The following is a 25,695-nucleotide window of genomic DNA, read 5'->3' on the forward strand; positions in this document are numbered from 1 at the left end:
CAGGGAAATTCCTTGTTCAGTGGCCGGCGGCGGCCGGCTCGGCAGCAGCGGCAGGCGCCGCGCCGAGCGAGGGATTGGGGGCGCCCAACAGGGCCATGTCGAGGTCGGCGCGCGCCAGCCAGAAGGCGCGTTGCGCCTGCAGGTAGCCATCCACCGCCTGCACCTGGCGGCGCGCATCGGCGAGCAGGTCAAAGGTGCTGATGAACATGCCGTTGTAGCGCAGCAAGTTTTCCTCGGCGATGCGCTGGCGCAGCGGCAGCACCTCGGCGCGATAGTGCTGCGCCAGCTCGAAGGCGTTGCGGTAGGCGTGGTAGGCCTCGCGCACCTGCGAGCGGGCGTTGATCGCCGTCTCGGCGGCGCGGTTGAGCGCCTGGCGATACTGCGCCTCGGCCCGCGCCACCTTGGCACCGCTCCAGTCGAACAGCGGCAGCTCGACGCTGATCTCGTAGCCGCGCTGGGTCGGCTCCTCGTTGGAGCGGTTGTTGACCACGCCCAGCTCCAGCACGTTGATGAAGCGCGTGGTTCGGGTCAGGCCGAGGTTCTGCGCCAGACGCTCGGCATCCAGGCGCACGGCCTGGATGTCCTGGCGCTGGTTCATGGCCAGGCGCTCCACGTCCGGCAACTCGTCTGCGGTTTTCGGCAATGCCGGCAGGCGTTCGAGCAGGCGGTAGTCGAGCTGCTCGCCCCACAGGCCGAGCAGACGGGTCAACTGCTCGCGGCTGCGCACCCGCGCCTGTTCGGCCTGCAGCAGGCCGATGCCGGCCTCGGCGTAGAAGTTCTGCTGTTCGGCCTGCTGCAACTTGCTGAAGTTACCCACTGCAGTCATGCGCCGGGCCAGCTCGGCGCCGGCTTCGGCGGCGGCCAACACCTGCCGCGCGTAGACCAGGCTCTCCTCTGCGGCGACCGCCTGGTACCAGGCCTTGCGCGTCTCGCTGGCAAGCTCGAACACCGCCAGGCTGGTCTGCCGCTGCAGCTGCTCGAAGCGCCGACCCTCCAGGCGCGAGGTCAGCGGCAGGGCGATCAGCCGCGCCAGATTCAGGTGCAGGCCGCGCTCGTATTCGATCTCGCTGCCCTTCTCCAGGCGGCCGTAGGAGAAGCCGGGATTGGGCAGGCGCCCGGCCTGCACCCGTTCGGCCTCGCCGATGCCCAGTTCGTCGAAAGACGCCTGCAGGCCGCGGTTGTTGAGCAGCGCCAGTTGCACCGCGGCATCCAGGCTCAGGGGTTCGGCCAACAGCTCGGCGACGCGCGCCTCGATCTGGCTGCGCCCGGCCTCGTCGCGGGCCCACAGCAGTTGCTTGTCCAGCTGGCGCTCGGCGCTTTGCTGCACCGGATCGAAGCCGCTGTCCTGGCTGAAGCCGGCGCATCCGGCCAGCAGCAGCGCGGCGCAGAGCAGTACGGCGGGTTTAATGGTGGTCATGGCCACCTCCCTCGACGGGCTCGGCGCCCTGCTCGGCCGGCTGCTCCCAGCCTTCCATGCTGTAGGTGCGCCAGCCGCCGATACGGCCGACCAGATCGTTGGCCGCGCGCCAGTCCTGCAACGGCTCGTCGGCCTGGGCGCGGTAGTCTTTCAGAGGGGAACGGTAATCCTGCGCCGGCACGGCGGCGTTGGCGTCCAGCGGGTCAGGCTGGGCCGCCATCAGGATGCCGGGCAGCGCCAGGGCAGCGATGCCCAGCAGCCTTCCGGCAAGGGAATGCAAAGTCATGATGTGTTCTCGCGTACGGCGGCCAGGCGACCGCGTGAGCTACAGGCGCCGCAAGGCGGCGCTACCTAAGGGGCTCAGGCGAGAGAAAGACGCGGGGGGCGTTCGGGCGTGTCGGCCACGCCGACGATAAGGCGGTCGAGCCAGGCTGCGGCCGGCTCGGCGGTTTGCAGGGCAGAGTCGTTCAGAAATGGCTGACTGGGCGCGGCGACACCGACGCAGAAGGCGCACAGGGTGCAGAGGCCGCCATCGGCGGGAGCAGCGCTGCTGGCCACCGAGGCGGCGTCCTGATGCGCGCCATGTGCGCTGTCGGCCGCCATGTCGTGGTGCATGGCGTGCTCAGCCTGCTGAGTCGAACTCATCTGCAGAGCGCCGCTGCGATGCACCTGCTCGCATAACTGCATGCCAAGCGCCGCCATGGCCTGTGCCGGCAGGGCCAGCATCAGCATGCAGATCAGGGCGGTACGCAGGGATGTGCGCATGAGGTGCAAGACCAGAGCAGTGAGAAACATGGGCTGGATTATCCGCGCCTCGCGGCCATTGTCCAGCCCCGCCATCCAGCCTCAGCCAAGCATGGTCACATGCCGTGGATGGCTGGCTACCCGGTCGAGCCAGGCGCGAATGGCTGGGAAAGCTTCCAGGCTGAAGCCGCCTTCATCCGCCACATGGGTGTAGGCATACAGGGCGATATCGGCAATCGAATACTGCTCGCCGACTAGGTAGGACGTACGCTCCAACTGCTTCTCCATCACCTTCAGCGCCTTGTAGCCCAGCGCCAGGCAGCGCGCGTGCTCTTCGCGCCGCGCCTCCGGCATGCCCTGGTAAAGCTGGATGAAGCGCGCCACTGCAACATAGGGCTCGTGGCTGTATTGCTCGAAGAACTGCCACTGCAGTACCTGGGTGCGCAGGCGCGGCTCGGTCGGCAGAAACTCGCTGCCATCGGCAAGGAAGTTGAGGATGGCGTTGGATTCCCACAGACAGGTGCCATCTTCCAGCTCCAGCACCGGAATCTTGCCGTTGGGATTCCTGGCCAGAAAAGCTTCGCTCTGAGTTTCGCCCTTGAGGATGTCGATGGCAATCCACTGGTACTCCTTGCCCAGCAGATGCAGCATCAGCTTGACCTTGTAGCAGTTGCCCGAGCGGTAATCGCCGTAGACCTTGAACATCGCGTTGCCCTCCCCGTGTTTCATTCTTTCCCAAGGAGCCGGCTTGCCGGCGATCCGCTTTGCGCGAAAGCATCGCCAGCAAGCTGGCTCCTACGGTTCTGCAAGACCCTACTTCGCCTGCGCCTCGCGGATCACCACCGCCAACCGGCGCAGGCCTTCGCCCAGACGCTCCGGCGCCACGTGGCTGAAATTCAGCCGCAGGTGACCAGGGTTGGCGTCCGGATCGATGAAGAACGGCTCACCCGGCATGAAGGCGACGTTCTGCGCCAACGCTGCGTCGAGCAGCGTACGGGTATCCAGCGGCTGCTTGAGGGTCAGCCAGAAGAACAGACCACCCTGCGGAATCTCCCAGTCAGCCAGGTCAGCGAAGTGTTCCTGCAACGACGCCTGCATGGCGTCACGGCGGAGGCGGTAGAAATCGCGCAGCTCGGCCAGGTGGCCACGGTACTGCTCGCTGCCCAGCCACTGCAGCGCCTGCCACTGGCCGATACGGTTGGTGTGCAGATCCGCCGACTGTTTCAGGCGCAGCAGGTGCGGGAACAGGTCAGGCGTGGCGATCAGGTAACCCACGCGCAGGCCTGGCAGCAATGTCTTGGATACGGTGCCGGTGTAGATCCAACTGGCTTTCTTCAGGCGGCTGACGATGGGCGTGGCGCTGCCGGCGTCGAACACCAGCTCGCGGTACGGCTCGTCTTCGATCAGGGTCACGCCAAACTCGTCGAGCAGCGCCGCCACGGCTTCGCGCTTGGCCTCGCTGTAACGGGTGGCGGACGGGTTCTGAAAGGTCGGGATCAGGTAGGCGAAAGCCGGCTTGTGCGTTTCCAGACGCTGACGCAGCGCCGCCAACTCAGGCCCGTCGGCCTCCTGCGGCACGCTGATGCAGTCGGCGCCAAAGAGCTGGAAGGCCTGCAGCGCGGCCAGGTAGGTCGGCGCTTCGAGCAATACCTCGGTGCCCGGATCGATGAACAGCTTGGAGGCCAGATCCAAGGTCTGCTGCGAGCCGCTGACGATCAGTACCTGGCTGGCCTCGCAAGGCACGCCCAATGCACGCGCCTCAGCGGCAATGGCCTCACGCAGCGCCGGCTCACCCTCGCTCATGCCGTACTGGCCCATGCTCGCCGGCATATCGGCCCAGTCCACCTTGGGCAGCATCGGTTCGGCCGGCAGGCCACCGGCGAAGGACATCACCTCCGGACGCTGCGCCGCAGCCAGAATTTCGCGAATCAGAGAGCTTTTCAGGCGGGCGATACGTTCGGAGAAGGCCATGAGATGTCCTGGGCTGCAAAGTCATTGGAATTAAGTCAAACTGCTTGACCGAAACTACGCCGCCAACCCGAGATACGTCAATATGACTGACCTAAAAAATTTCGCCGAGAAGTTTTTAACGTCACCCGCCGAGGGTGCGCAGGCCAACCATCATGGCGCACAAGTGATCAAGCACGCTGCAGCCCAGCAGGCTGCCATGGAAGCCTTCTTCTTCGGCTACCAGGCCTTCACCGCCAAGCCTGACGAGATGCTGGCAAAGCGCGGCCTGTCGCGGGTGCATCATCGCATTCTGTTCTTCATCGCCAAGTATCCGGGCCTGAACATGACCGAACTGCTGGGTTACCTGGGGGTAAGCAAGCAGGCACTGAACATGCCGCTGCGTCAGTTGATCGAGATGAATCTGGTGCAAAGCGAGGCTGCCACGGACGATAAGCGCAAGCGTGTTCTCGGCTTCACGGCCGAAGGTGCCAAGCTGGAGCAGGCACTGCGCCGCGAGCAGGCGCGGCTGCTGCAACGTGTATTCGCTGAAGTGGGTGAAGAGGCGGTGCAGGGCTGGCTCAGGGTAAATCTGGCACTGGCTGCCGGCCGTAGCTGAATCGCTGTCAGACAGCCTGGCAGACGGAAGAGTCTGCCTACCCCTGCTGTAACTCGCCAGCACCCCTGAAGAACACCAGCATCAGCGCTACGCCCGCGCCCAGCAGCGGCAGCAACGCCACCAGCATCAGCAGCACGCTGGCCAACATCAGCCCGCCGACAATATCGAGCCAGGCCATGACCTTCAGCGCCGGATAGGGATAGTCCAGCTTGAGTAGCCGCATTCCCAGCCAGGTGGTGCATATGCCCATCAGACAGAGCAGCGCCATGTAGCCAATGGTTTGCCAATCCAACCCACCAAACAGCTGATCGCCGAACAACATATCGAGTATTTCCAGCAACAGCGTCACCCCCAGCAGCAGCCAGATCGGTACGCCCAGGTTGCGTGCAGCGAAGCGGGCTTCGGCAAAAGCCTTGAAACGCAACAACAGGTAGCAGCCGAGCAGAGCCAGCATCAGGCTCAACCAGTCGGTATAGGCAAACAGTCGTTCGGCCTCAGGCGTCTGCAGTGGCGCAGCCAAGAACAACAACCCGAGCAACAGTGTGTTGGCGGCGACCGACACCAGCGCCAACCCGCCCAATACCTGCAACTGCCTGGCACTCCATCCCGGCAATTGCCTGCTGCCGACACGGTCGAGCAACTCCACCTGCGGTGCGCTGTAGGGATTGTCCGGTTGCATCGATGTGGCCCTTGATCGGCAAAAACTCGAGGCTAACGATATGGCCAGCGCTTGGCCAGACTGTACGGCCCAACCCAGCCATGGCTGTACCGCGACGCCGCTGCGGTGGCGCAATAGGCTTTGCCAGTCCCCGGAGAACGACCATGTCCACCGAACTGCTGCTCGCCTTCATCGCCTTCGCCTTCGTCACCTCGGTGACGCCAGGCCCCAACAACATGATGCTGCTCGCCTCCGGGGTGAACTTCGGCGTGCGCCGCAGCATTCCGCACATGCTCGGCATCAGCCTGGGCTTCATGCTGCTGGTGGCCGCCGTAGGCCTGGGCCTGGGCCAGGTGTTCCAACGGCTGCCGCTGCTGCATGACGTGCTGCGCTATGTCGGCGCCGCCTACCTGCTTTATCTGGCCTGGAAAATCGCCCAGTCCGGCGCGCCGCAAGGCCGTGACAACCCTGCCGCCAAACCCTTCACCTTTCTCCAGGCTGCGGCATTCCAGTGGGTCAACCCCAAGGCCTGGATCATGGCCATCGGCGCCATCACCACCTATACCCCGCAGGATGGTTTCTTCAGCAACGTGCTGCTGATCGCCGCCCTGTTCGCCCTGATCAACTGCCCCAGCGTGGGCCTGTGGACCGTCGCCGGCAGTATGCTGCGCAAGTGGCTGGACAACCCGCGGGCGCTGCGTACCTTCAACATCGGCATGGCGCTGCTGCTGGTCGCCTCGCTTTACCCCATCATCGTCGACACTGGAATGTTCTGATGCAAGACGCCGTCCCTTCCCGCCTGCGCCCACTGGCGGACACCTCCACCTCGGCCGTGGTCGCTGGATTCATCGCCATGCTCACCGGCTATACCAGCTCCCTGGTGCTGATGTTCCAGGCCGGCCAGGCGGCCGGCCTCAGCGCCGGGCAGATTTCCTCGTGGATCTGGGCGCTGTCGATCGGCATGGCGCTGTGCTGCATCGTGCTCTCGCTACGCTATCGCGCGCCGGTGATGATCGCCTGGTCGACGCCCGGTGCGGCGCTGCTGATCACCAGCTTGCCGCAGGTGTCCTATGGCGAGGCGATTGGCGCCTACATCCTGGCCTCGGGTCTGATCGTGCTGATCGGTCTGACCGGCACCTTCGACCGCCTGATGCGCCGCATCCCTGCCTCTATCGCGGCCGCCCTGCTGGCCGGTGTGCTGTTCAAGATCGGCCTGGAAATCTGCGTGGCCGCCGAACAACAACCGATTCTGGTGGTGGCCATGCTGCTCGCCTACCTGCTCGGCAAGCGCCTATGGCCTCGCTACTCGGTGCTTTCGGCACTGGTTGTCGGCAGCGTGCTGGCCGGGATGTTCGGCCTGTTGGACTTCACTGGCTTCCAGCTGCAACTGGCCACGCCTGAGTGGACCACGCCGAGCTTCTCCCTGGGCGCTGCCATCAGTATCGGCATACCGCTGTTCATCGTCGCCATGGCCTCGCAGAACCTGCCGGGCATGGCGGTGCTGCGCGCCAATGGTTACGACGTGCCGGCCTCACCACTGCTGACCAGCACCGGCCTGGTGTCGATCCTGATGGCGCCGTTCGGCAGCCACGGCATTCACATGGCCGCGATCAGCGCCGCCATCTGCGCTGGCCCGGAAGCCCATGAAGACCCGCGCAAGCGCTACACCGCAGCAGTCTGGTGCGGGGTGTTCTACGCCATTGCCGGCATTTTCGGCGCCACTCTGGCCTCGCTGTTCGCCGCGTTGCCGGCGGCGTTGATCCTCTCCATCGCCGCACTGGCGTTGTTCGCCTCGATCATCGGCGGCCTGACCCAGGCCATGAGCGAACCCAACGAGCGCGAAGCGGCGCTGATCACCTTCCTGGTCACCGCCTCGGGCATGACCCTGGCCGGTGTCGGCTCGGCCTTCTGGGGTATCGTCGCCGGCCTTCTGACCCTGGCCGTGCTGAACTGGGGCAAGCGCTAGCCACCCCATAGCTCTGAAGCAATCCGGGGCTCTACAAGGCCGCCCCGGATTGCATCCGGGCTACGAGCGGTAGGGTGCGCCGTGCGCACCAACGACTGACAGCGTATGCATGCGGTGCGCGCAGCGCACCCTACTGTTCGGGCACCGCGTCGTGGGCCAGTTCTGCACCATGCACACGGTTGACCCACAAGCCGAACAACGCCGCCGTGATGAACATGATCAGGCTGTAGATGGCGGCCGGAATGGCCATGGTCGGGTTGTTCAGCAGCGCCGGGCTGAGTGCCAGGGCGATGGCCAGGGTGCCATTGTGGATACCGATCTCCATGGCGATGGCAATCGCCTGGCGCAGGTTGAGCTTGAGCAGCCTGGGCACGCAGTAACCCACCGCCATGCTCAACAGGTTGAAGGCCAGCGCCGCGCCGCCTACCGACGGCGCGTAATCGACGAAGGTACGCCAGTCCTTGGCCACCGCCAGCAGGATGATCAGCAGCAAGAACAGCGCCGAGATGATCTTCACCGGTTTCTGCATGCGCTCGGCGAAGCCGGGGAAACGGCTGCGCAGCCACATGCCAATGGCCACCGGCCCCAGGACGATGACGAACACCTGCACCACCTTGGCGAACTGCAGCGGAATGGCCTGATCGGCGGACATGAAGTAAGCCAGCGACAGATTGACGATCAGCGGCATGGTCAGAATCGCGATCACCGAGTTGACTGCGGTGAGGGTGATGTTCAACGCCACGTCGCCATGGGCCAGATGACTGTAGAGGTTGGCCGTGGTGCCGCCCGGCGAGGCAGCCAAGAGCATCAGACCGACGGCCAGTGCCGGCGCCAGACCGAACAATTTGGCCAGGAAAAAGCACGCCAGCGGCAACAGCAGCAGCTGGCAAGCCAGGCCGATCAGCACCGGCTTGGGAAATTTGGCCACGCGGGCGAAGTCGGCCAGGCTCAGGGACAGACCAAGCCCGAGCATGATGATGCCCAGCGCAGCGGGCAGGAAAAACGTCAGCAAGGGATCGGCGGTCATTATTGTTATTGCTCCAGTTGAACCCGTCGTGATTGTGCTGAGTCAGAGCCACTGCTGACAGTGGCCCTGCGAGCCAACCTTAGACTGCGTGCAGACTACCGGGCCAGAGCTATTAGATCGCCGTGGCACCACCGTCTACGGCCAGCGCCTGGCCAGTGGTGAACGCCGCATGATCACTGCACAGATAGAGCACTGCTGCGGCGACTTCCTCGACCGTGCCGATACGCCCGACCGGGTGCATGGCGGCAGCGAACTCGGCCTTCTTCGGGTCCGCCTCGTAGGCGCGGCGAAACATATCGGTGTCGATCACCGCCGGGCACACGGCGTTGACGCGGACTTTCTTCTTCGCATATTCCACCGCTGCGGATTTGCTCAGGCCGATCACCGCATGTTTGGAAGCGGCATAGATGCTCATCTTCGGCGCGGCACCCAGGCCGGCGACCGAGGCGGTGTTGACGATGGCGCCGCCGCCCTGGGCCAGCAGCAACGGGATCTGGTGTTTCATGCACAACCATACGCCCTTGACGTTGACGCCCATGATGGCGTCGAACTCGGCCTCGTTGCCGTCGGCCAGCTTGCCCTGTTCGATCTCGATACCGGCATTGTTGAAGGCATAGTCCAGCCGGCCGTACTGCGCCAGGGTGGCGTCCATCAACGCCTTGACCTCGGCATCACGGGTCACGTCGCAGCGCACGAAGCAGGCCTCGCCACCGGCCGCACGAATCAGCTCGACGGTGCCTTCACCGCCAGCCACATCCACATCGGATACCACGACCTTGAGCCCTTCGGCAGCGAAAGCCTGGGCGGTGGCACGGCCAATACCGGCGGCAGCGCCGGTGACCAGGGCGACCTGGCCGGAGAACGTCATGCTCATGTCTGCTTCCTCGCAGTGATTCCTGTTGAATGGGCGAGGAGTCTAGCCAGCAAGCCGGACGGCGAGCAGCACTATCAGACTCTGGAGTGGCGGGTCATGCAGGGCGCTGATGACGACGCCAGCAGCGCGGTGCCGCGATCAACGGATAGCCCGGATGAAATCCGGGAAAGATAGGACGGCATGCCAGACCGCCCCAGATTTCATCCGGGCTACAAGGCTCAGGCGTGCAGTTCGGCGACCACGGCAGCCAGCGCCTGCGCCGGATCGGCGGCCTGGCTGATGGGGCGACCGATCACCAGATAGTCGGAGCTGGCCTCCAGTGCCTGACGCGGGGTGAGGATGCGCTTCTGGTCGTCGGCGCTGCTACCAGCCGGGCGAATGCCGGGCGTCACCAGTTGCAGGCGCGGCTGCGCCACCTTCAGCGCCTGCGCTTCCTGCGCCGAGCAGACCAGGCCATCGAGCCCGGCCTCGGCGGCCAGCCCGGCCAGACGCAGCACTTGCTCCTGCGGCGGCACATCCAGGCCGATACCGGCCAGGTCCTGCTGCTCCATGCTGGTCAGCACCGTCACGCCGATCAACAACGGCTTGGCGCCCGCCAGCTTGTCCAGCTCATTACGGCAGGCCGCCATCATGCGCAGGCCGCCGGAGCAGTGCACGTTGACCATCCACACGCCCAGTTCCGCAGCGGCCTTGACCGCCATCGCCGTGGTATTGGGGATGTCATGAAATTTCAGATCGAGAAACAGCTCGAATCCTTTGGCCTGCAGCGCCTCGACCACCTGCGGGCCACTGCGGGTGAACAGCTCCTTGCCGACCTTGACCCGGCACAACGCCGGATCGAGCTGGTCGGCCAACGCCAGAGCGGCATCACGGCTGGGAAAGTCGAGGGCGACGATGATCGGGGTCTGGCAGGCGGGCATGAGCAAATCTCGAACAGGACAAAGTCGGGTAGGGACAGGCCATTACTGGCCCGTCCCCCCCTAAGAACCGTACGTGCGGCTTTCACCGCATACGGCTCAAGCTTACGAAAAACCAAGTAGCTTGGCCGGCAACGTACGAAGTGTTGCGTCGAATTCTACAGTTTTAAACCGCTAAACCGTAGAGGTGTCTCTTGGCGCCGGCTATGAACCAGCGCATGGCAGTTGGGATGAAGCAGCACACGGTTTTGCAGAGTGTCTGGCCCGCCGTCCACCCGCCTGATGACGTGATGGTCGTGCCAGCCAGTTTCCTTGCTCACCGCTTGCCCGCACGAGGCACATAGGCCCCGCTGTCTGCGGAAGAGACTGAGGATTTGTCCCCGATAACGCAGCTTGTGCTGCATCCGTTTGACTCTCAGCGCCTCCCATTCCAGCTCGCGCTCCGCGTCGTAGGGGGTGTAATCCACCGACAGACGCTTGTGACGCACGATTGCGGTTCCCGCCAACTGGTATAGCCGGCGGTACTGCTTTTCTCCCTTACCATTCTTGTAGGGGTACGCGAACACCCAGTTCTGCCCGCCTATGGATCGGAAGTATTTATTCCTGATCCAATCAGCCGACTTCCTTGGATGCCTACGTTTCGCCCACCTCCAGATTCGCCAAAAGATCAGATGATCCAGCCTGCTGAAGGTTTGTTTTGCCACGACCGGGGAGTGGTATTGTGCCCACCCCTTCAGTACCGGGTTCAGTTGGCCGATCAACGCTTCCTGCGTCATGGCCCCACTGCCTTTGATGATCTCGCGCACCTTCCGATAAAACGCTGAAGCGTTTTTCTTCGAGGGCTTGATCAGCAGCTTGGCTTTCCTGCGTGGTGACTTCGGCACGTACTTCCTGAAATTCCACCCCAGGAAATCGAATCCCTGGTGAATGTGCGTGATGTGCGTTTTCTCCCGGGACAGCTCAACCCCTCGTACTGACAGGAATTGTTCTACCCAGGGTTTGACCTCTTCCTCCAACAGCTCTTTCGAGGCTGCCAGGATCACGAAGTCGTCCGCATACCTAACGCATTGCACCTTGGTCTTCTTGGCTTTCACAACCCCCAGCCTCTTCGCCAGATGGCGCTTCAACTGAGTTTCCAGACCGTTCAGAGTGGCATTGGCCAGACAGGGCGAAATAATTCCACCCTGCGGCGTCCCGGCTTCCGTTGCCATGAGTTGTCGCCGGTCGATAACCCCGGCTTTTAACCACTTGCGCAGTACCTTCGTGTCCATCGGGACATTCCGACACAGCCATTCGTGGTTGATGTTGTCGAAGAAGCCCTTGATGTCGCCTTCCAGAATCCAGACCGGCGCCGTTTGCGACGACAGCAGGTGGAAAAGCTCAACCATTGCGTCAGCAGTCGAACGATCCGGGCGAAATCCATAGGACTTCGGATCGCTGGTACTTTCGATTACAGGCTCCAACGCTTGCAGATGCAGCGCCTGCATGGCCCGATCCAACATCGTCGGGATACCCAGCGGGCGCCTCTCATGCTTACCGGGTTTCGGTATCCAGACCCGCCGTAGCGGTTTGGGTCGATAACCCCGTTGTTTCGACAGACTTCCCACAGCACGGAGCTTGGCCTGGGGCGATCCCCAGGTTTCTCCATCGACGCCCGGAGTCTTACGACCCCGGTTCTCCGTGACTCGTCGTACAGCCAAACAGCGGCCGTAAAACGAATAGGTCAGCATCCGTTGCAGGCGTTTAACCCTGCGCCAGTTACCTTCCTGTGTTGCCTGCGCAATCTTTAGCTGCGTTTTCCGAACGGCTTGCTGAACGGTGGCCCAATCGAGATCGTGCCAATTCATCACTCCGCCGAAGGGCGCAGACGCGACCGGTGTTGCTGGTTGCGTTTTCATACAGTCCTCCTGAGATGAACGACATTCAGGACGGACTACTCCCCTATGGGCAGTAGTCGCCCATAGGGTCGTTTGGTTATCGCTGGAATCAGCGGCTCTTCTTGCGCTCGTAAACCAGATGCACGTCAGCCAGGGTTGCCCCTGCCGGTGATGTTTCAACCGATATGCTACCCATTACAGGCAGCCATTCGCTTCTTGCATCCTCCCATTCCCCACACCCATCAGCGCCCCTTGCGGTTTGCCTGCCTGACCATGCTGCTGGTCAGGCGAGTGGTCGGGATTGCCACGTTCCCCGAGTCGCATCTATTCCCCGTTTAGGCTTCGTCTTTCCCCCGACAGTCGTTTTGGTACCGCATCACCAGACGCTACGGTGATGACCGACTGTGTTGCCTTTTGGCTGAGGCCGATAATTGCCGTAGGCCTCTCAATGCTCACGGGGGGTCTGTCGACGATTCACATGGGTTAGCCATGCGGGTTGGGTCATTAGCCTCGGCGCATCCGTGCAATTCGGACACATGGAGCTCTCCGTCACCGGATAACACCCTCTTGCGAGCGAGACATTGTCAATCGGGCTTCACACCCCAGGGTTGGCCCCTGACGCATGCCGATCTAATGAACTGGCAGGTACATGCCAGGCTCGGTACCCCTGTGTAAGCGGGCTGAGCAATGCGATTAGGAGCTTGACGCTCCGTGCTTGGACAACACTTCCCACCTACGTCTCACGACGGTGATTAAGGCTCAATGCCAGACGTTGAGAAGTGAAACCTTGCCCAGAGGGCGGATTCACCCTCTAGGCTGACATATTTAGTTACACCCCGATTGCATCAGAGTGCGACTTTCCTGCTTTTCGCACCGATTCCACGGCCCAACGAAGGCGTGAAATGGTGCATTTTGTTGCCTGTCCCCGTTGAAGCACGATGCTCCCGAGGCGCAGATCAACCCAGGCTGAGCTGGTTATGTTGATTGCTGTTTTAGGCATTAACCCCTTGATAGCAAAGGATTTGGAGCCATGGTGCAATGAACCAGACCAAGCACGACGCGATCATACGTGTCGCACAACGCCGGGCATTGTAGCGCAAAGCCAGCGAACACTGGCCAGGGCGAAAGGCTGCAAGGCACTCATCACGCCCACTCACCTTACGCTCTGCACACCCTGCCAGCATGGCCTCCACATCGGTTAAGCATGCTCTGTGCGGCGAATGATCTGCGCCGGCCGAGGCATCCGATCAACACCTGTCGGGTCAATGCAGTCATGCATAGCTCAGCCTGCCGGCGGCCTCAGGTGAACCAGACAAGACAAGGTACGATACGCAGGTTATGGTTGACATTCTCCCCCTCGTAAGGAGTTACCATGCCCTGGTACGTTTGGTTGCTGCTGGCTCTGGTGTTCGGCTCGGTAATCGGCAGCCTGCTGATCCTGCGCAGCAGTGCCAAGAAAATGCCCCTGAGTGAGGAGCAGCTCGCACGCATGCGCCAGCGCGCCATCGAACAACAAGCCAAGGACGAACGCGAGCGCCAACGCTAGGTTTTGTGCGAAAAGTCGTCGAGCGAAGATGATGACGACCGCGCACAAACAGGCAAGAAAGGGTCTGGCCCCACACTCGCGCCCGGGCGCGGTAAATGAGCATTTGACCGCACCGAGGTTCCAGCCCGGTTTCAACCAAGCATCACCAAGCGCAGGCATTTTTCCTGAAGCGCCCAGACTGCGCAGCCTCGCCAAGGACATATCATGCCCCTGCACCTGCGCCTGCTGCTCCCGGCCCTAACCCTGGCCCTTGGCACCAGCCTGGGCTTCATTGCCCCCACAGGCCTGCTGTTCGGCGGCCTTTTCGTTGTATGGGTACTGGCCGCTGAACGGCACTTGCCGAACGGGCTTTGGCTAGCACTGATCCTGCTGAGTAGCGTCAGTCTGGCAGCGCACCTGATACCCGGTTTCACCCCCTGGCAACTGTGGCCACCGCGCCTGATCAGCAGCGATGCGGCGCCCTATGGCCTGCGCCTGTCCTGGGACAAACTGCTAGTGGCCACCACACTGCTGGCCTGGTGGCTGGGGCAGGCACGCCGCGACGCCAATTCTCCGCAGCGTGCATGGCTGGCCTGCATCGCCACCTTGCTGCTGGTACCGCTACTGGCCATGGCGCTGGGCCTGCTCGCCTGGCAACCCAAATGGCCGCAGGGGCTGCTGCTGTGGCTGGCCATCAATCTCGGCGTAGCGGTATTGGCCGAGGAGTTGCTGTTTCGTGGCCTGTTGCAGCCGGCTCTGATCAGATACTTGGGAACGTGGCCTGGATTGCTACTGACGGCAGGCCTGTTCGGTGCGGCCCACCTGCCCTTCAGCCCGCTGTTTGCCATAGTGGCAGCCTGTGCAGGCCTTGGCTATGGTCTGGCCTTTCACTACAGCGGTCGTCTCAGCCTGGCCATAGCGCTGCACGGAGCAGTCAATCTCCTGCATTTCCTATTGCTGAGCTATCCGCTGCGGCTGACGTGACGGCAATGCGGTAAGGCGAAAAAATGCGCAGCAACTCGCCCTTACTGCGCAAACGTTCGAGCAGGGCGGCGAAGCGCTCAGGCGTTATCGGCGCGCCCGCGCGAATCATCGCGTGGTGGCGATAAACCTGATCGATACGCTCGGAGATCAGCAATCGAGGCGCATATTCCTGATTACGCGCCAGAAAATCGTAGAGATTGGAGCGCGTCACCAAGGCAACATCGGCGCGCCCGCGCAACACCATCAACAGATTGCTGTCATGCGAATGACCGAGGTAGGCATTGAAAGTGCTGGTGAGAAAGTCAGGATCGCTGTTGAACTGGGCAAAGCCATAGTGATAACCGCGATACAGCGCCAGCCGCTTGCCCTCTAACGCGGCGAAGTAACCCTGATCACGCAGGTTCTCACGCCTGGCCACGAACAACTCGGCATCTTCGAGCTGCATGTCGACCGGCTCGGCATCGATGCCCTGCCAGCCCCATTGCGGATTCTCGAAAATGGCCATATCGATGCGCCCGCGCTGCAGATCGTCGAAACGACGCACGACAGCCGTAGGCAGCATGATGAACTGGTAATCGCTTTGTTCCCGATTGAGCGCCTCGAGCAACTGCGCCAGCAGGCCACTCGACTCCTGCAGATTGGACTTGACCACATAAGGCGGAAAATAGGCGCCGCCCACCTTGATCAGCTCGGCGGCAAACAGGGGCACGGCTGACAGCAGCCCAAGGGCCAGCACGCATCCTTGAATCAGGCACCGTGAATGACGCATTGCGAGCCCCCGAAAAATCCGTCTTCTGATGTGCGCCAGCCTACCCGAACCGACCTTGACCGAACAGACGGTTTCTAACGCCCGGATTCCTTATCGATCAGGGTCAGATGATAGCGATCAAGCAACCTCGAAAACTCGCCACTGCCCTTTAACTGCCGCAGCAGCTCGCCGATTTGTGCAGGCTTCAGAGGCCCACCACGTCGCAACAGGATCTGGTGGTGATAAAGCTGATCCGCCTGCGCGGAAACCAGGAATTCGGGCACCAGTGCCGGATGCCGATCGAGGAACATCTGCAGGTAGGAGCGCGTAACCACGGCTACATCGGCACGCTGAGCCAAAAGCATTAACAGGTTGCTGTCATGGGAGTAGGTCAGCATGGCGTTGTAGGTACGCACGAGATGGTCAGGGTCGGCATTGAAGCCAGCGAAACGGTAGTGATAGCCATGATAGAGCGCCATGCGCTTGTCGCTCAGGTCCTGGAAATATTCCTGGCCACGTCCTGGCTGGGCAGCGGCGACGAAAACCTCGGCATCATCGACATTCAGATCCAGCGCCAGATAGGAGCGCCCCTGCCAACCCCAGGTACTGGACTCGAAGAACATCAGATCGAAACGTCCGTTCTCAAGGTCGCGATAACGCCGGGGAGCCGAGGTCGGTACCAATACGAAACGATAGCGCTGCTGCGTGGCGTTGAGCGCCTGCAACAAATCAGGCACCAGCCCCTGCGGCTGCGATGATTCCGGCCGCTCTACATAAGGTGGAAAGTGATAACCACCGACGCGCACCTCCTGCGTGGCAATGGCAGTCGGCACATGCAGCAACGACAGGCAGCACATCATGCAAAACACTAGCGCACGCAAACTCGACCTCTCGTCACGTCACACGATACGAAGCAGCCCGGTGTCAGAGCCCCTAGAACGGGCGCTCACCATCAGCCTAGCCAAGTTTGCTCAAATATCCTTGCACACCAGCGACAGCGCCTCTTCCGCCAGCTGATCCAGGCTCATTGGCCCCTGCGGACGAAACCAGGTATTGGTCCAGCTCAAGGCACCAGTCAGAAACCGCCGCTGGATGAACGGATCACCCTTGAAATAACCGGCGTCACGCGCCTCGCCCAGCACCTGCAGCCAAAGCTGCTCGTAGGTGTCGCGCAAGGCCAGAATCTGTGCCTGCCCCCGCTCGGACAACGAACGCCACTCGTAGACCAGCACCGCCATGGCTTCACCGGTACCGCCCATGATCGACTGCAGCTCACAACGAATCAGCGCCAGTAGACGCTCACGGGTGCCCTGTGCCGAGGCCAGCGCAGCACGCATCAGCGCCGTGTTATAGATGATGGTCTCCTCCATCACCGCGCGCAGGATCTCGTCCTTGCTTTTGAAGTGATGAAAGATGCTGCCCGACTGGATGCCAATAGCGCTGGCCAGGTCACGCACCGTGGTGCGCTCATAGCCCTTGCTGCGGAACAGGTGGGCGGCCATCTGTAACAGCTTGCCACGGGCGCTGTCCGGGTCGGTCACCTGGCCGCTGGCAACCAACTCCAGCATCACGGCCTGGGCTCTGTGTTCATCCACGCTGATTTCTCCCCTGATTGCCTTGCACGGCAATTGTTCTGATGAGTTCTTCATGCTGCCGGCAAGTGCTTGTCTTACTTGATGAAATGTATGCGCCGGACGATGACCAAGCAAGCGCTTGGGCGCATTTTTGGCCGTTTTGTCGCCTTCCACCACTTTTCAACCAAGCGCTTGCTTGGTAATGTCGACTCACCTTATCAATGTGTGACGGGCCAATTCCAATGACCAAAACCGTACGCATCGGCTGCGCCTCCGCTTTCTGGGGCGATACCTCCACCGCTGCAGCCCAACTGGTTCGCGGCGCCGAACTGGATTACCTGGTGTTCGACTACCTGGCCGAGATCACCATGTCGATCATGGCCGGCGCCCGCATGAAGAAGCCGGATGACGGCTACGCCCGTGACTTCGTCGAGGTGCTCGCGCCGCTGCTCGGCGAACTGGCAGCGAAGAAAACCCGCGTCATCAGTAACGCCGGTGGGGTCAACCCGATGGCCTGCGCCGCCGCCCTGAGCGCCGCCTGCGAGCAGGCCGGGGTGAACCTGAAGATCGCCGTACTGCACGGTGACAACCTGCAACCCAAGCTTGGCGAGCTGGTCAAGGCCGGCACCCGCGAGATGTTCACGGGCGCCGCGCTGCCGCCCTTCTGCGTCTCGGTCAACGCCTACCTCGGCGCACCGGGCATCGTCGCCGCGCTGGAACAGGGCGCCGACATCGTCATCACCGGCCGCGTGGTCGACAGCGCCGTGGTCAGCGCCGCCCTGGTGCACGAATTCAGCTGGGCCTGGAGCGACTACGACAAGCTGGCCCAGGCCGCACTGGCCGGGCACATCATCGAGTGCGGCGCGCAGTGCACCGGTGGCAACTTCACCGACTGGCGCGACGTGCCGGATTACGAGCACATCGGCTTCCCCATCGTCGAAGTCGAGAGCGATGGCCGTTTCGTCGTGACCAAGCCGGAGGGTTCCGGCGGCTTGGTCACGCCTTTTACCGTTGGCGAGCAGATGCTCTACGAGATCGGCGACCCGCGCGCCTATCTGCTGCCGGACGTGATCTGCGATTTCACCCTTGTCGAGCTGAGCCAGGTCGGCGACAACCGCGTGCAGCTGCGGGGCGCACGCGGCCTGCCGCCCACCGACCAGTACAAGGTCAGCGCCACGCACCCGGACGGTTTCCGCTGCACCGCCAGCTTCCTGCTCGCCGGTATCGATGCGGTGGCCAAGGCCGAGCGGGTCAGCCAGGCGATCATCAACAAGACCGAAGAGCTGTTCGCCGAGCGCGGCTGGGGCCGTTATCAGGAAGTCAGCGTCGAGCTGCTCGGCAGCGAAGCCACCTATGGCGTCCATGCTCACCGCAAATACAGCCGCGAAGTGGTGGTGAAGATCGCCGCACGGCATGCCAAGAAGGAGGCACTGATCCTCTTCTCCCGCGAGATCGCCCAGGCTGCCACCGGCATGGCACCGGGCCTGACCGGCATCGTCGGCGGCCGCCCCACCGTCTACCCGGTGATCCGCCTGTTCAGCTTCCTGGTGGACAAGAGTGCCTGCGCCCTGAGCGTCGAGATCGATGGCGAACGCCAACCGGTCGCCCTGCCGCAGATCGATGCCTTCGACCCGGCCCAACTTCGTGCACCAGCCGCTCTGCCCGTCCCCATGGGTGAAGCCGACGCCGCCGTGCCGCTGATCCGCCTGGCCGTGGCCCGCTCCGGCGACAAGGGCAACCACAGCAACATCGGCGTGATGGCCAGAAAGCCCGAATACCTGGCGTGGATCGCTGCTGCGTTGACGCCCGAAGCCGTGGCCAACTGGATGGCGCATACCCTGGACGCCGAACAGGGCCGCGTCAGCCGCTGGTACCTGCCGGGTTGCCACGGCCTCAACTTCCTGCTGGAGAACGCGCTGGGCGGTGGTGGCGTCGCCAGCCTGCGCATCGACCCGCAGGGCAAGGCGTTCGCCCAGCAGTTGCTGGAGTTCCCGGTGCCGGTGCCCAAGGCGCTGGCCGACAGCCTGAACACTGCAACCGTCTCGTAGCGCGCCACGCGCACCGCAATCACTCAGGACAACAAGAACAATGAGCTACGACTCCGTATTCAAACCTGGCCTGTTCAATGAACAGACCATCCTGGTCACCGGTGGTGGCAGCGGCATCGGCCGCTGCGTGGCCCACGAGTTGGCCCACCTCGGCGCCCATGTGGTGCTGGTCGGGCGCAAGCAGGAAAAGCTGGAGAAGACCTGCGCCGAGATCACCGAGGACGGTGGCAGCGCCAGCTTCCAGGTCTGCGACATCCGTGACGAAGACGCCGTGAAGGCCATGGTCGGCGCGGTGATCAGGGAACGCGGGCGCATCCACCAGCTTGTGAACAATGCTGGCGGCCAGTTCCCCGCGCCGCTGATCGGCATCAACCAGAAAGGCTTCGAGACCGTGGTGCGCACCAATCTGGTGGGCGGCTTTCTGGTGGCCAAGGAAGTCTTCCTGCAGAGCATGAGCAAGCACGGCGGCAGCATCGTCAACATGCTCGCCGACATGTGGGGCGGCATGCCCGGCATGGGCCATTCGGGGGCGGCGCGGGCCGGCATGGAGAACTTCACCAAGACCGCCGCCTACGAGTGGGGCCACGCCGGTGTGCGGGTCAACGCCGTAGCGCCGGGCTGGATCGCCTCCAGCGGCATGGACACCTACCCTGAGTCGATGAAGAACATGATCCGCAACCTCAAGGATCACGTGCCGCTGCAACGCATCGGCACCGAGTCCGAGGTGGCGGCGGCCATCGTTTTCCTGCTCAGCCCCGGCGCCAACTTCATCAGCGGCAACACCATCCGCATCGATGGCGCCGCCAGCCAGGGCACTCGTGCCTGGACTCTGGGCAAGGCGAAAAACAGCGAATCCTACAACGGTTTCCACCGGGCCTACGTGCCCGACGTACTGAAAGATCAGGAGTAAGGCGATGCCCGTGATCCAATCGGAAATCGATGTCCATGGCGAAGCCTTCGCGCAGAACCGCGAAGCCATGCTGAGTGCCATCGCGGCCTTCCGTGACGTGGAGCAGAAGGTGCTCGACAAGGCGCAGGAAGCCAAGGCCAAGTTCGAGAAGCGCGGCCAGTTGCTGCCGCGTGAACGCATCAACCTGCTGCTCGATGCCGGCGCGCCGTTCCTCGAACTGTCCTCGCTGGCAGGCTACAAACTGCACGACGACAAGGACGGCAGCCAGGCAGGTGGCGGCCTGATCGCCGGCATCGGCTACATCGCCGGTGTGCGTTGCCTGGTGATCGCCAACAACAGCGCGATCAAGGGCGGCACCATCTCCCCCACCGGCCTGAAGAAATCCCTGCGTCTGCAGCAGATCGCCTTCGAGAACAAGCTGCCGGTGGTGACCCTGGCCGAAAGCGGTGGCGCCAACCTCAACTACGCCGCCGACATCTTCGTCGAGGGCGCGCGCGGCTTCGCCAACCAGGCGCGCATGTCCGCCATGGGCCTGCCGCAGGTCACCGTGGTGCATGGCTCCAGCACTGCTGGCGGGGCTTACCAGCCGGGCCTGTCGGACTACGTGGTGGTGGTGCGCGGCAAGGCCAAGATGTTCCTCGCCGGCCCGCCTCTGCTCAAAGCCGCCACCGGTGAAATCGCCACCGACGAGCAACTGGGCGGCGCGGAAATGCACGCGCAAGTCGCCGGTACCGCCGAGTACCTGGCCGAGAACGACGCCGACGGCGTGCGCCTGGCACGCGAGATCCTTGGCATGCTGCCGTGGAACCAGCAACTGCCCGCTCGTGAGAAGCTCACCTGGCGCGAACCGCTGTACCCGGCCGAGGAACTGCTCGGCCTGGTGCCGGCCGATGCCAAGAAGCCCTACGACGTACGCGAGATCATCGCGCGCATCGCCGATGGCTCGGAGTTCCTCGACTTCAAGAACGAGTTCGACAGCCAGACCGTCTGCGGCCACCTGCAGATCGAAGGCCAGGCCTGCGGCTTCATCGGCAACAACGGCCCGATCACCCCGCAGGGTGCGGCCAAGGCAGCGCAGTTCATCCAGCTGTGCGAGCAGAGCAACACGCCGATCCTGTTCTTCCACAACACCACCGGCTTTATGGTCGGGACGGAATCGGAACAAAACGGCGTGATCAAGCACGGCTCGAAGATGATCCAGGCCGTGGCCAACGCCACCGTGCCCAAGCTCACCATCGTCGTCGGCGGCTCCTACGGCGCCGGCAACTACGCCATGTGCGGCCGCGGCCTCGACCCGCGCTTCATCTTCGCCTGGCCCAACAGCCGCACCGCCGTGATGGGCGGCGCCCAGGCCGGCAAGGTGCTGCGCATCGTCACCGAGGATAAGCACGCCAAGGAAGGCAAGGAAGCCGATCCGAAAATGCTCGACATGCTCGAGCACGTCACTGCGCAGAAACTCGACAGCCAGTCCACTGCCCTCTATGGCACCGCCAGCCTGTGGGACGACGGCCTGATCGACCCGCGCGACACGCGCAAGCTGCTGGGCTTCTTGCTGGACATCTGCGCCGAAGCCAACCTGCGACCTCTGAAATCCAACCGTTTCGGCGTCGCCCGTTTCTGACCCTCATCATCGGAGCACAACAACAATGATCTTCACTCAAGAGCACGAAGAACTCCGCCGCACCGTGCGCAACTTCGTCGACAAGGAAATCAACCCGCACGTCGATGAGTGGGAAAAGGAAGGCCGCTTCCCCATCCACGACATTTTCAAGAAGGCTGGCGAACTGGGCCTGCTGGGCATCTCCAAGCCGGAGAAATTCGGTGGCATGGGTCTGGACTACAGCTACTCCATCGTCGCCGCCGAAGAGTTCGGCACCATCCATTGCGGCGGCATCCCCATGTCCATCGGCGTGCAGACCGACATGTGCACCCCGGCCCTGGCGCGCTTCGGCTCCGATGAGCTGCGCGAGGAGTTCCTGCGCCCGGCCATCAGCGGCGAGATGGTTGGCTGCATCGGCGTCTCCGAAGTCGGCGCCGGTTCAGACGTGGCGGGCCTGAAGACCACCGCCCGCAAGGACGGCGACGACTACGTGATCAACGGCAGCAAAATGTGGATCACCAACTCGCCGTCGGCCGACTTCATCTGCCTGCTGGCCAACACCAGCGACGACAAGCCGCACGTCAACAAATCGCTGATCGTGGTGCCGATGAAGACGCCCGGCATCACCGTCAGCCCGCATCTGGACAAGCTCGGCATGCGCAGCTCGGAAACCGCTCAGGTGTTCTTCGACAACGTGCGCGTGCCGCAGCGCTATCGCATCGGCCACGATGGCGCCGGTTTCATGATGCAGATGCTGCAGTTCCAGGAAGAGCGTCTGTTTGGCGCCGCCAACATCATCAAGGGGCTGGAATACTGCATCGACACCACCATCGACTACTGCAAGCAGCGCCACACCTTTGGCCAACCACTGATCGACAACCAGGTCATCCACTTCCGCCTGGCCGAACTGCAGACCGATATCGAGTGCCTGCGTGCGCTGGTCTACCAGGCCACCGAGCAGTATGTGAAAGGTCGTGACGTGACCAAGCTGGCGTCGATGGCCAAGCTCAAGGCCGGCCGCCTGGGCCGCGAGGTGTCCGACGCCTGCCTGCAATACTGGGGCGGCATGGGCTTCATGTGGGACAACCCGGTGTCGCGCGCCTACCGCGACGTGCGCCTGGTCAGCATCGGCGGCGGTGCCGACGAAATCATGCTCGGCATCATCTGCAAGCTGATGGGCATTCTGCCCGGGAAGAAAAAATAGCCGGGACGATTCTGCGAGCTGATGCTTCCCACGTCGAGGCGTCGAACCGTCCGCGTGGGAACCCATAACGGGACGCTCCGCGTTCCAGCGACGCAGAGCGTCGCCAAATGCATTTCCACGCGGAGCGTGGGAACGATCTAAAGGTGCCCCCATGAGCAACCTGCCCCACTGCGAAACCCTGCTGCTGAACCTAGAAGGTGGCGTGCTGCACGTCACCCTCAACCGCCCGGACAGCCGCAACGCCATGAGCCTGGCCATGGTCGGCGAACTGCGCGCTACGCTGGAGGCCGTGCGTCATGATCCGAACGTGCGCGCCCTCGTCCTGCGTGGTGCCGATGGTCACTTCTGTGCCGGCGGCGATATCAAGGACATGGCCGGCGCCCGCGCCAAGGGAGGTGACGCCTATCGCGAGCTGAACCGCGCCTTCGGTGCGCTGCTGGAAGAAGCTCAGGCCGCGCCGCAGGTGCTGGTGGCGGTGCTGGAAGGCGCCGTGCTCGGCGGCGGCTTCGGCCTGGCCTGCGTATCCGATGTGGCCATCGCTGCCAGCGGCGCCAAGTTCGGCCTGCCGGAAACCACGCTAGGTATCCTCCCGGCGCAGATCGCCCCCTTCGTCGTGCACCGCATCGGCCTGACCCAAGCGCGCCGCCTGGCGCTGACCGCTGCCCGCTTCGACGGTGCCGAAGCCCTGCGTCTGGGCCTGGTGCATTACTGCGAGGACGGTGACGCCGCCCTGCAACAGCGCCTGGACGAGACCCTGGAACAGATTCGCCAATGTGCGCCACAGGCCAATGCGCAGACCAAGGCCCTGCTGCTGGCCAGCGAAGGCGAAGCGCTCGGCCCGTTGCTCGACCGCGCAGCCGAACAGTTCGCTGCCGCCGTGACCGGCGCCGAGGGCGTCGAAGGCACCATGGCCTTCGTGCAGAAGCGTAAGCCGAAGTGGGCGCAATGATGGATTGGCTGGACTGACATGATCGACCGTAGCCCGGATGTAATCCGGGAGCGCTCGCCAAAATGATTCCCCGGATTGCATCCGGGCTACGCACAGCAGGAGCACAAAGATGCCCGCATTCAACAAGATCCTGATCGCCAACCGTGGCGAGATCGCCTGCCGGGTGATGCGCACCGCCATCGAACTCGGCTACCGCACCGTGGCGGTGTACTCCGAGGCCGATGCCGACGCCCGCCACGTACAGATCGCCGACGAAGCCGTGTGCATCGGCCCGGCCCAGGTCAACCAGTCCTACCTGCGCATCGACGCCATCATTGAGGCCGCGCGCAAGACCGGCGCCGACGCCATCCATCCTGGCTATGGCTTCCTCTCCGAGAACGCCGATTTCGCCCGCGCCTGTGAAGCCGCCGGCATCGTCTTTATCGGCCCGACCGTGGAAGCCATCCACCTCATGGGCAGCAAGCGCCTATCGAAGATCGCCATGCTCGAAGCCGGCGTGCCCTGCATCCCCGGCTACGAAGGCGCCGCCCAGGATGACGACACCCTGGCCCGCGAAGCCGAACGCATCGGCTACCCGCTGATGATCAAGGCCAGCGCCGGCGGCGGCGGCCGTGGCATGCGCCTGGTGCATGAATCCGCCGAACTGCTGGGGCAGATCCGCACCGCCCGCTCGGAGGCGCAGAACGCCTTCGGCTCCGGCGAGCTGATCCTCGAACGCGCGGTGATCCGCCCACGCCATGTGGAGATCCAGGTCTTCGGCGACCAGCACGGCAATATCGTCTATCTCGGCGAGCGCGACTGCTCGGTGCAGCGCCGCCACCAGAAGGTGGTCGAGGAAGCACCCTGCCCGGTCATGACGCCCGATCTGCGCCAGGCCATGGGTGAAGCGGCGGTCAAGGCTGCTACCTCGGTCAACTACGTCGGCGCCGGCACCGTGGAATTTCTACTCGATACCTCCGGCGAGTTCTTCTTCCTGGAGATGAACACTCGCCTACAGGTCGAGCACCCGGTCACCGAGCTGATTACCGGACAGGATCTGGTGGCCTGGCAGATTCGCGTGGCCGAAGGCCAGCCCCTGCCGCTGCAGCAGGACGAGATTCGCCTCACCGGCCACGCCATGGAGGTGCGCCTGTACGCCGAGGACTCGGCCGCCGGCTTCCTGCCGCAAACCGGTCAGGTGCTGCGCTGGGAGCCCGAACTGCTGGCCGGCGTGCGCATCGACCACGGCCTGGTCGAAGGCCAGGCCGTCACGCCCTTCTACGATCCGATGCTGGCCAAGGTCATCGCCTACGGCGAAACCCGCGACGAGGCCCGGCGCAAGCTGGTACGCGCCGTCGAGCAGTGCGTGCTGCTGGGCGTGAATGGCAACCAGCGCTTCCTCGCCAACCTCCTCAAGAATCCGGAGTTCGCCGCCGGCAACGCCACCACGGCGTTCATCGCCGAACATTTCGCGGATGACCCCAGCCTGCACCCACACACCGCCAGCCTGGCCGAGTTGGCCATGGCCGCCGCCCTGCTCTACCAGGTCTCGGCCGACACCCGTGCACACCAACCCGGCCTGTCCGGCTGGCGCAGCGCCGGCAGCGCGCCCTGGCGTTTCGTTCTCAAGCAGGGCGAGCACAAGCACGCCGTGGAGCTGGACGTACTCGCCAGCGGCGCCCAAGCGCACCTTTGCGTGCGCCGGGGTGAGGAACAACTGTCCCTGCGCCTGCTGGCCAGCGACGGCCGCTGGCTGACTTTGGAGCTGGACGGCGTGCGCCGCCGCCAGGCTTACCACATCGAAGGTGAGCACCTGTGGCTGTATGGTGAGCACGGCAACCTGGAGCTGGTCGATGTCACTCACGAGCCAGCAGGCGGCCAGAACGCCGCCAGCAGCGGCGCGGTAAAGGCACCGATGGATGGCGCCATCGTCGACGTGCTGATCGCCGAAGGCGCCAGCGTGAGCAAAGGGCAACTGCTGCTGGTGCTGGAAGCGATGAAGATGGAGCACCCGCTCAAGGCTGGCGTCGACGGCATCGTTCGCCGCGTCGGCGTAAGCCAGGGCGATCAGGTGAAGAATCGCCAGTTGCTGGTGGAAATCGAAGCCGCCGAGGTTTGACTACATCAC

Annotated in this window: 24 protein-coding genes; 11 read left to right on the plus strand and 13 right to left on the minus strand. The window is 63.4% G+C overall.

Annotated elements, in window-relative coordinates; all coding sequences use genetic code 11:
* Window positions 1-16: 16 nt before the first annotated feature.
* From J7655_RS12345 to J7655_RS12365, 5 genes are all read right to left on the minus strand, one after another.
* On the minus strand, window positions 17-1,417 hold the full coding sequence (locus J7655_RS12345) for a TolC family protein (RefSeq protein WP_230924699.1): 1,401 nt from the start codon (window positions 1,415-1,417) through the stop codon (window positions 17-19).
* Window positions 1,404-1,703, minus strand: a complete 300-nt coding sequence (locus J7655_RS12350; protein ID WP_045733131.1) for a hypothetical protein — start codon at window positions 1,701-1,703, stop codon at window positions 1,404-1,406. Before J7655_RS12350 ends, J7655_RS12345 begins: the two co-directional genes overlap by 14 nt.
* 74 nt (window positions 1,704-1,777) lie before the next feature.
* Complete coding sequence (locus J7655_RS12355) at window positions 1,778-2,182, minus strand: hypothetical protein (RefSeq protein ID WP_230924700.1); 405 nt, start codon at window positions 2,180-2,182, stop codon at window positions 1,778-1,780.
* A gap of 81 nt (window positions 2,183-2,263) precedes the next feature.
* Window positions 2,264-2,866: a glutathione S-transferase family protein gene (locus J7655_RS12360; RefSeq protein ID WP_230924701.1), complete on the minus strand. Its 603-nt coding sequence runs from the start codon at window positions 2,864-2,866 to the stop codon at window positions 2,264-2,266.
* Between the two features lie 108 nt (window positions 2,867-2,974).
* Complete coding sequence (locus tag J7655_RS12365) at window positions 2,975-4,132, minus strand: aminotransferase-like domain-containing protein (protein WP_230924702.1); 1,158 nt, start codon at window positions 4,130-4,132, stop codon at window positions 2,975-2,977.
* A gap of 82 nt (window positions 4,133-4,214) precedes the next feature.
* On the opposite strand from J7655_RS12365, the gene J7655_RS12370 reads away from it, so the two are divergent.
* Window positions 4,215-4,727: a MarR family winged helix-turn-helix transcriptional regulator gene (locus J7655_RS12370; protein WP_230924703.1), complete on the plus strand. Its 513-nt coding sequence runs from the start codon at window positions 4,215-4,217 to the stop codon at window positions 4,725-4,727.
* Between the two features lie 37 nt (window positions 4,728-4,764).
* Here the strand turns inward: J7655_RS12370 and J7655_RS12375 are convergent, their stop codons facing one another.
* Window positions 4,765-5,406, minus strand: coding sequence for a hypothetical protein (locus tag J7655_RS12375; protein ID WP_147809811.1), 642 nt, complete (start codon window positions 5,404-5,406; stop codon window positions 4,765-4,767).
* 143 nt (window positions 5,407-5,549) lie between these two features.
* On the opposite strand from J7655_RS12375, the gene J7655_RS12380 reads away from it, so the two are divergent.
* Together J7655_RS12380 and J7655_RS12385 are read left to right on the plus strand one after the other, a co-directional pair.
* Window positions 5,550-6,161: a LysE family translocator gene (locus J7655_RS12380; RefSeq protein WP_230924704.1), complete on the plus strand. Its 612-nt coding sequence runs from the start codon at window positions 5,550-5,552 to the stop codon at window positions 6,159-6,161.
* Window positions 6,161-7,351 (plus strand): benzoate/H(+) symporter BenE family transporter, encoded by a 1,191-nt coding sequence (locus J7655_RS12385; RefSeq protein WP_230924705.1) that lies wholly within the window; start codon window positions 6,161-6,163, stop codon window positions 7,349-7,351. Before J7655_RS12380 ends, J7655_RS12385 begins: the two co-directional genes overlap by 1 nt.
* A 130-nt stretch (window positions 7,352-7,481) precedes the next feature.
* Here the strand turns inward: J7655_RS12385 and J7655_RS12390 are convergent, their stop codons facing one another.
* The 4 genes from J7655_RS12390 to ltrA form a co-directional block, all read right to left on the minus strand.
* Window positions 7,482-8,378 (minus strand): bile acid:sodium symporter family protein, encoded by an 897-nt coding sequence (locus J7655_RS12390; protein WP_230924706.1) that lies wholly within the window; start codon window positions 8,376-8,378, stop codon window positions 7,482-7,484.
* Between the two features lie 112 nt (window positions 8,379-8,490).
* Window positions 8,491-9,252: an SDR family oxidoreductase gene (locus tag J7655_RS12395; protein WP_230924707.1), complete on the minus strand. Its 762-nt coding sequence runs from the start codon at window positions 9,250-9,252 to the stop codon at window positions 8,491-8,493.
* A 218-nt stretch (window positions 9,253-9,470) separates the two neighbouring features.
* Window positions 9,471-10,172 (minus strand): orotidine-5'-phosphate decarboxylase, encoded by a 702-nt coding sequence (gene pyrF / locus J7655_RS12400; protein ID WP_230924708.1) that lies wholly within the window; start codon window positions 10,170-10,172, stop codon window positions 9,471-9,473.
* Window positions 10,173-10,327: 155 nt separating this feature from the next.
* The gene (gene ltrA / locus J7655_RS12405; protein ID WP_230924709.1) at window positions 10,328-12,067 is read right to left on the minus strand and encodes a group II intron reverse transcriptase/maturase; all 1,740 of its coding nucleotides are present in this window, start codon (window positions 12,065-12,067) and stop codon (window positions 10,328-10,330) included.
* 1,351 nt (window positions 12,068-13,418) lie between these two features.
* Here ltrA and J7655_RS12410 point away from each other — a divergent pair.
* Window positions 13,419-13,592 (plus strand): DUF2897 family protein, encoded by a 174-nt coding sequence (locus J7655_RS12410; RefSeq protein WP_230924710.1) that lies wholly within the window; start codon window positions 13,419-13,421, stop codon window positions 13,590-13,592.
* A gap of 204 nt (window positions 13,593-13,796) precedes the next feature.
* Window positions 13,797-14,555, plus strand: a complete 759-nt coding sequence (locus tag J7655_RS12415; protein ID WP_230924711.1) for a CPBP family intramembrane glutamic endopeptidase — start codon at window positions 13,797-13,799, stop codon at window positions 14,553-14,555.
* Here the strand turns inward: J7655_RS12415 and J7655_RS12420 are convergent.
* The 3 genes from J7655_RS12420 to J7655_RS12430 all read right to left on the minus strand — a co-directional run bounded on the left by J7655_RS12420 (window position 14,506) and on the right by J7655_RS12430 (window position 16,898).
* Window positions 14,506-15,324 carry a substrate-binding periplasmic protein gene (locus tag J7655_RS12420; protein ID WP_230924712.1) on the minus strand — a complete coding sequence of 273 codons (819 nt, stop codon included), beginning with the start codon at window positions 15,322-15,324 and terminating at the stop codon, window positions 14,506-14,508. The two genes, J7655_RS12415 and J7655_RS12420, sit on opposite strands and share 50 nt — an antisense overlap.
* A gap of 74 nt (window positions 15,325-15,398) precedes the next feature.
* Complete coding sequence (locus J7655_RS12425; RefSeq protein WP_230924713.1) at window positions 15,399-16,163, minus strand: substrate-binding periplasmic protein; 765 nt, start codon at window positions 16,161-16,163, stop codon at window positions 15,399-15,401.
* A gap of 111 nt (window positions 16,164-16,274) precedes the next feature.
* Entirely contained in the window at window positions 16,275-16,898 is a 624-nt protein-coding gene (locus tag J7655_RS12430) for a TetR/AcrR family transcriptional regulator (protein ID WP_230924714.1), read from the minus strand.
* 221 nt (window positions 16,899-17,119) lie between these two features.
* Between J7655_RS12430 and J7655_RS12435 the strand changes: the two genes are divergently transcribed.
* The 6 genes from J7655_RS12435 (at window position 17,120) to J7655_RS12460 (ending at window position 25,686) form a co-directional block, all read left to right on the plus strand.
* The gene (locus J7655_RS12435; RefSeq protein ID WP_230924715.1) at window positions 17,120-18,925 is read left to right on the plus strand and encodes an acyclic terpene utilization AtuA family protein; all 1,806 of its coding nucleotides are present in this window, start codon (window positions 17,120-17,122) and stop codon (window positions 18,923-18,925) included.
* Window positions 18,926-18,965: 40 nt separating this feature from the next.
* A complete protein-coding gene (locus J7655_RS12440; RefSeq protein WP_230924716.1) occupies window positions 18,966-19,835 on the plus strand; it encodes an SDR family oxidoreductase in 870 nt (289 codons plus the stop codon).
* Window positions 19,836-19,839: 4 nt separating this feature from the next.
* Window positions 19,840-21,456: an acyl-CoA carboxylase subunit beta gene (atuC, locus tag J7655_RS12445; RefSeq protein ID WP_230924717.1), complete on the plus strand. Its 1,617-nt coding sequence runs from the start codon at window positions 19,840-19,842 to the stop codon at window positions 21,454-21,456.
* Between the two features lie 25 nt (window positions 21,457-21,481).
* Window positions 21,482-22,639, plus strand: a complete 1,158-nt coding sequence (atuD, locus tag J7655_RS12450; RefSeq protein WP_230924718.1) for a citronellyl-CoA dehydrogenase — start codon at window positions 21,482-21,484, stop codon at window positions 22,637-22,639.
* A 151-nt stretch (window positions 22,640-22,790) separates the two neighbouring features.
* Window positions 22,791-23,588 (plus strand): isohexenylglutaconyl-CoA hydratase, encoded by a 798-nt coding sequence (gene atuE, locus J7655_RS12455; RefSeq protein WP_230924719.1) that lies wholly within the window; start codon window positions 22,791-22,793, stop codon window positions 23,586-23,588.
* 109 nt (window positions 23,589-23,697) lie between these two features.
* The gene (locus tag J7655_RS12460) at window positions 23,698-25,686 is read left to right on the plus strand and encodes an acetyl/propionyl/methylcrotonyl-CoA carboxylase subunit alpha (RefSeq protein ID WP_230924720.1); all 1,989 of its coding nucleotides are present in this window, start codon (window positions 23,698-23,700) and stop codon (window positions 25,684-25,686) included.
* Window positions 25,687-25,695: the final 9 nt, after the last annotated feature.

The sequence above is a fragment of the Pseudomonas wenzhouensis genome (assembly GCF_021029445.1).
GTDB lineage: Bacteria > Pseudomonadota > Gammaproteobacteria > Pseudomonadales > Pseudomonadaceae > Aquipseudomonas > Aquipseudomonas wenzhouensis.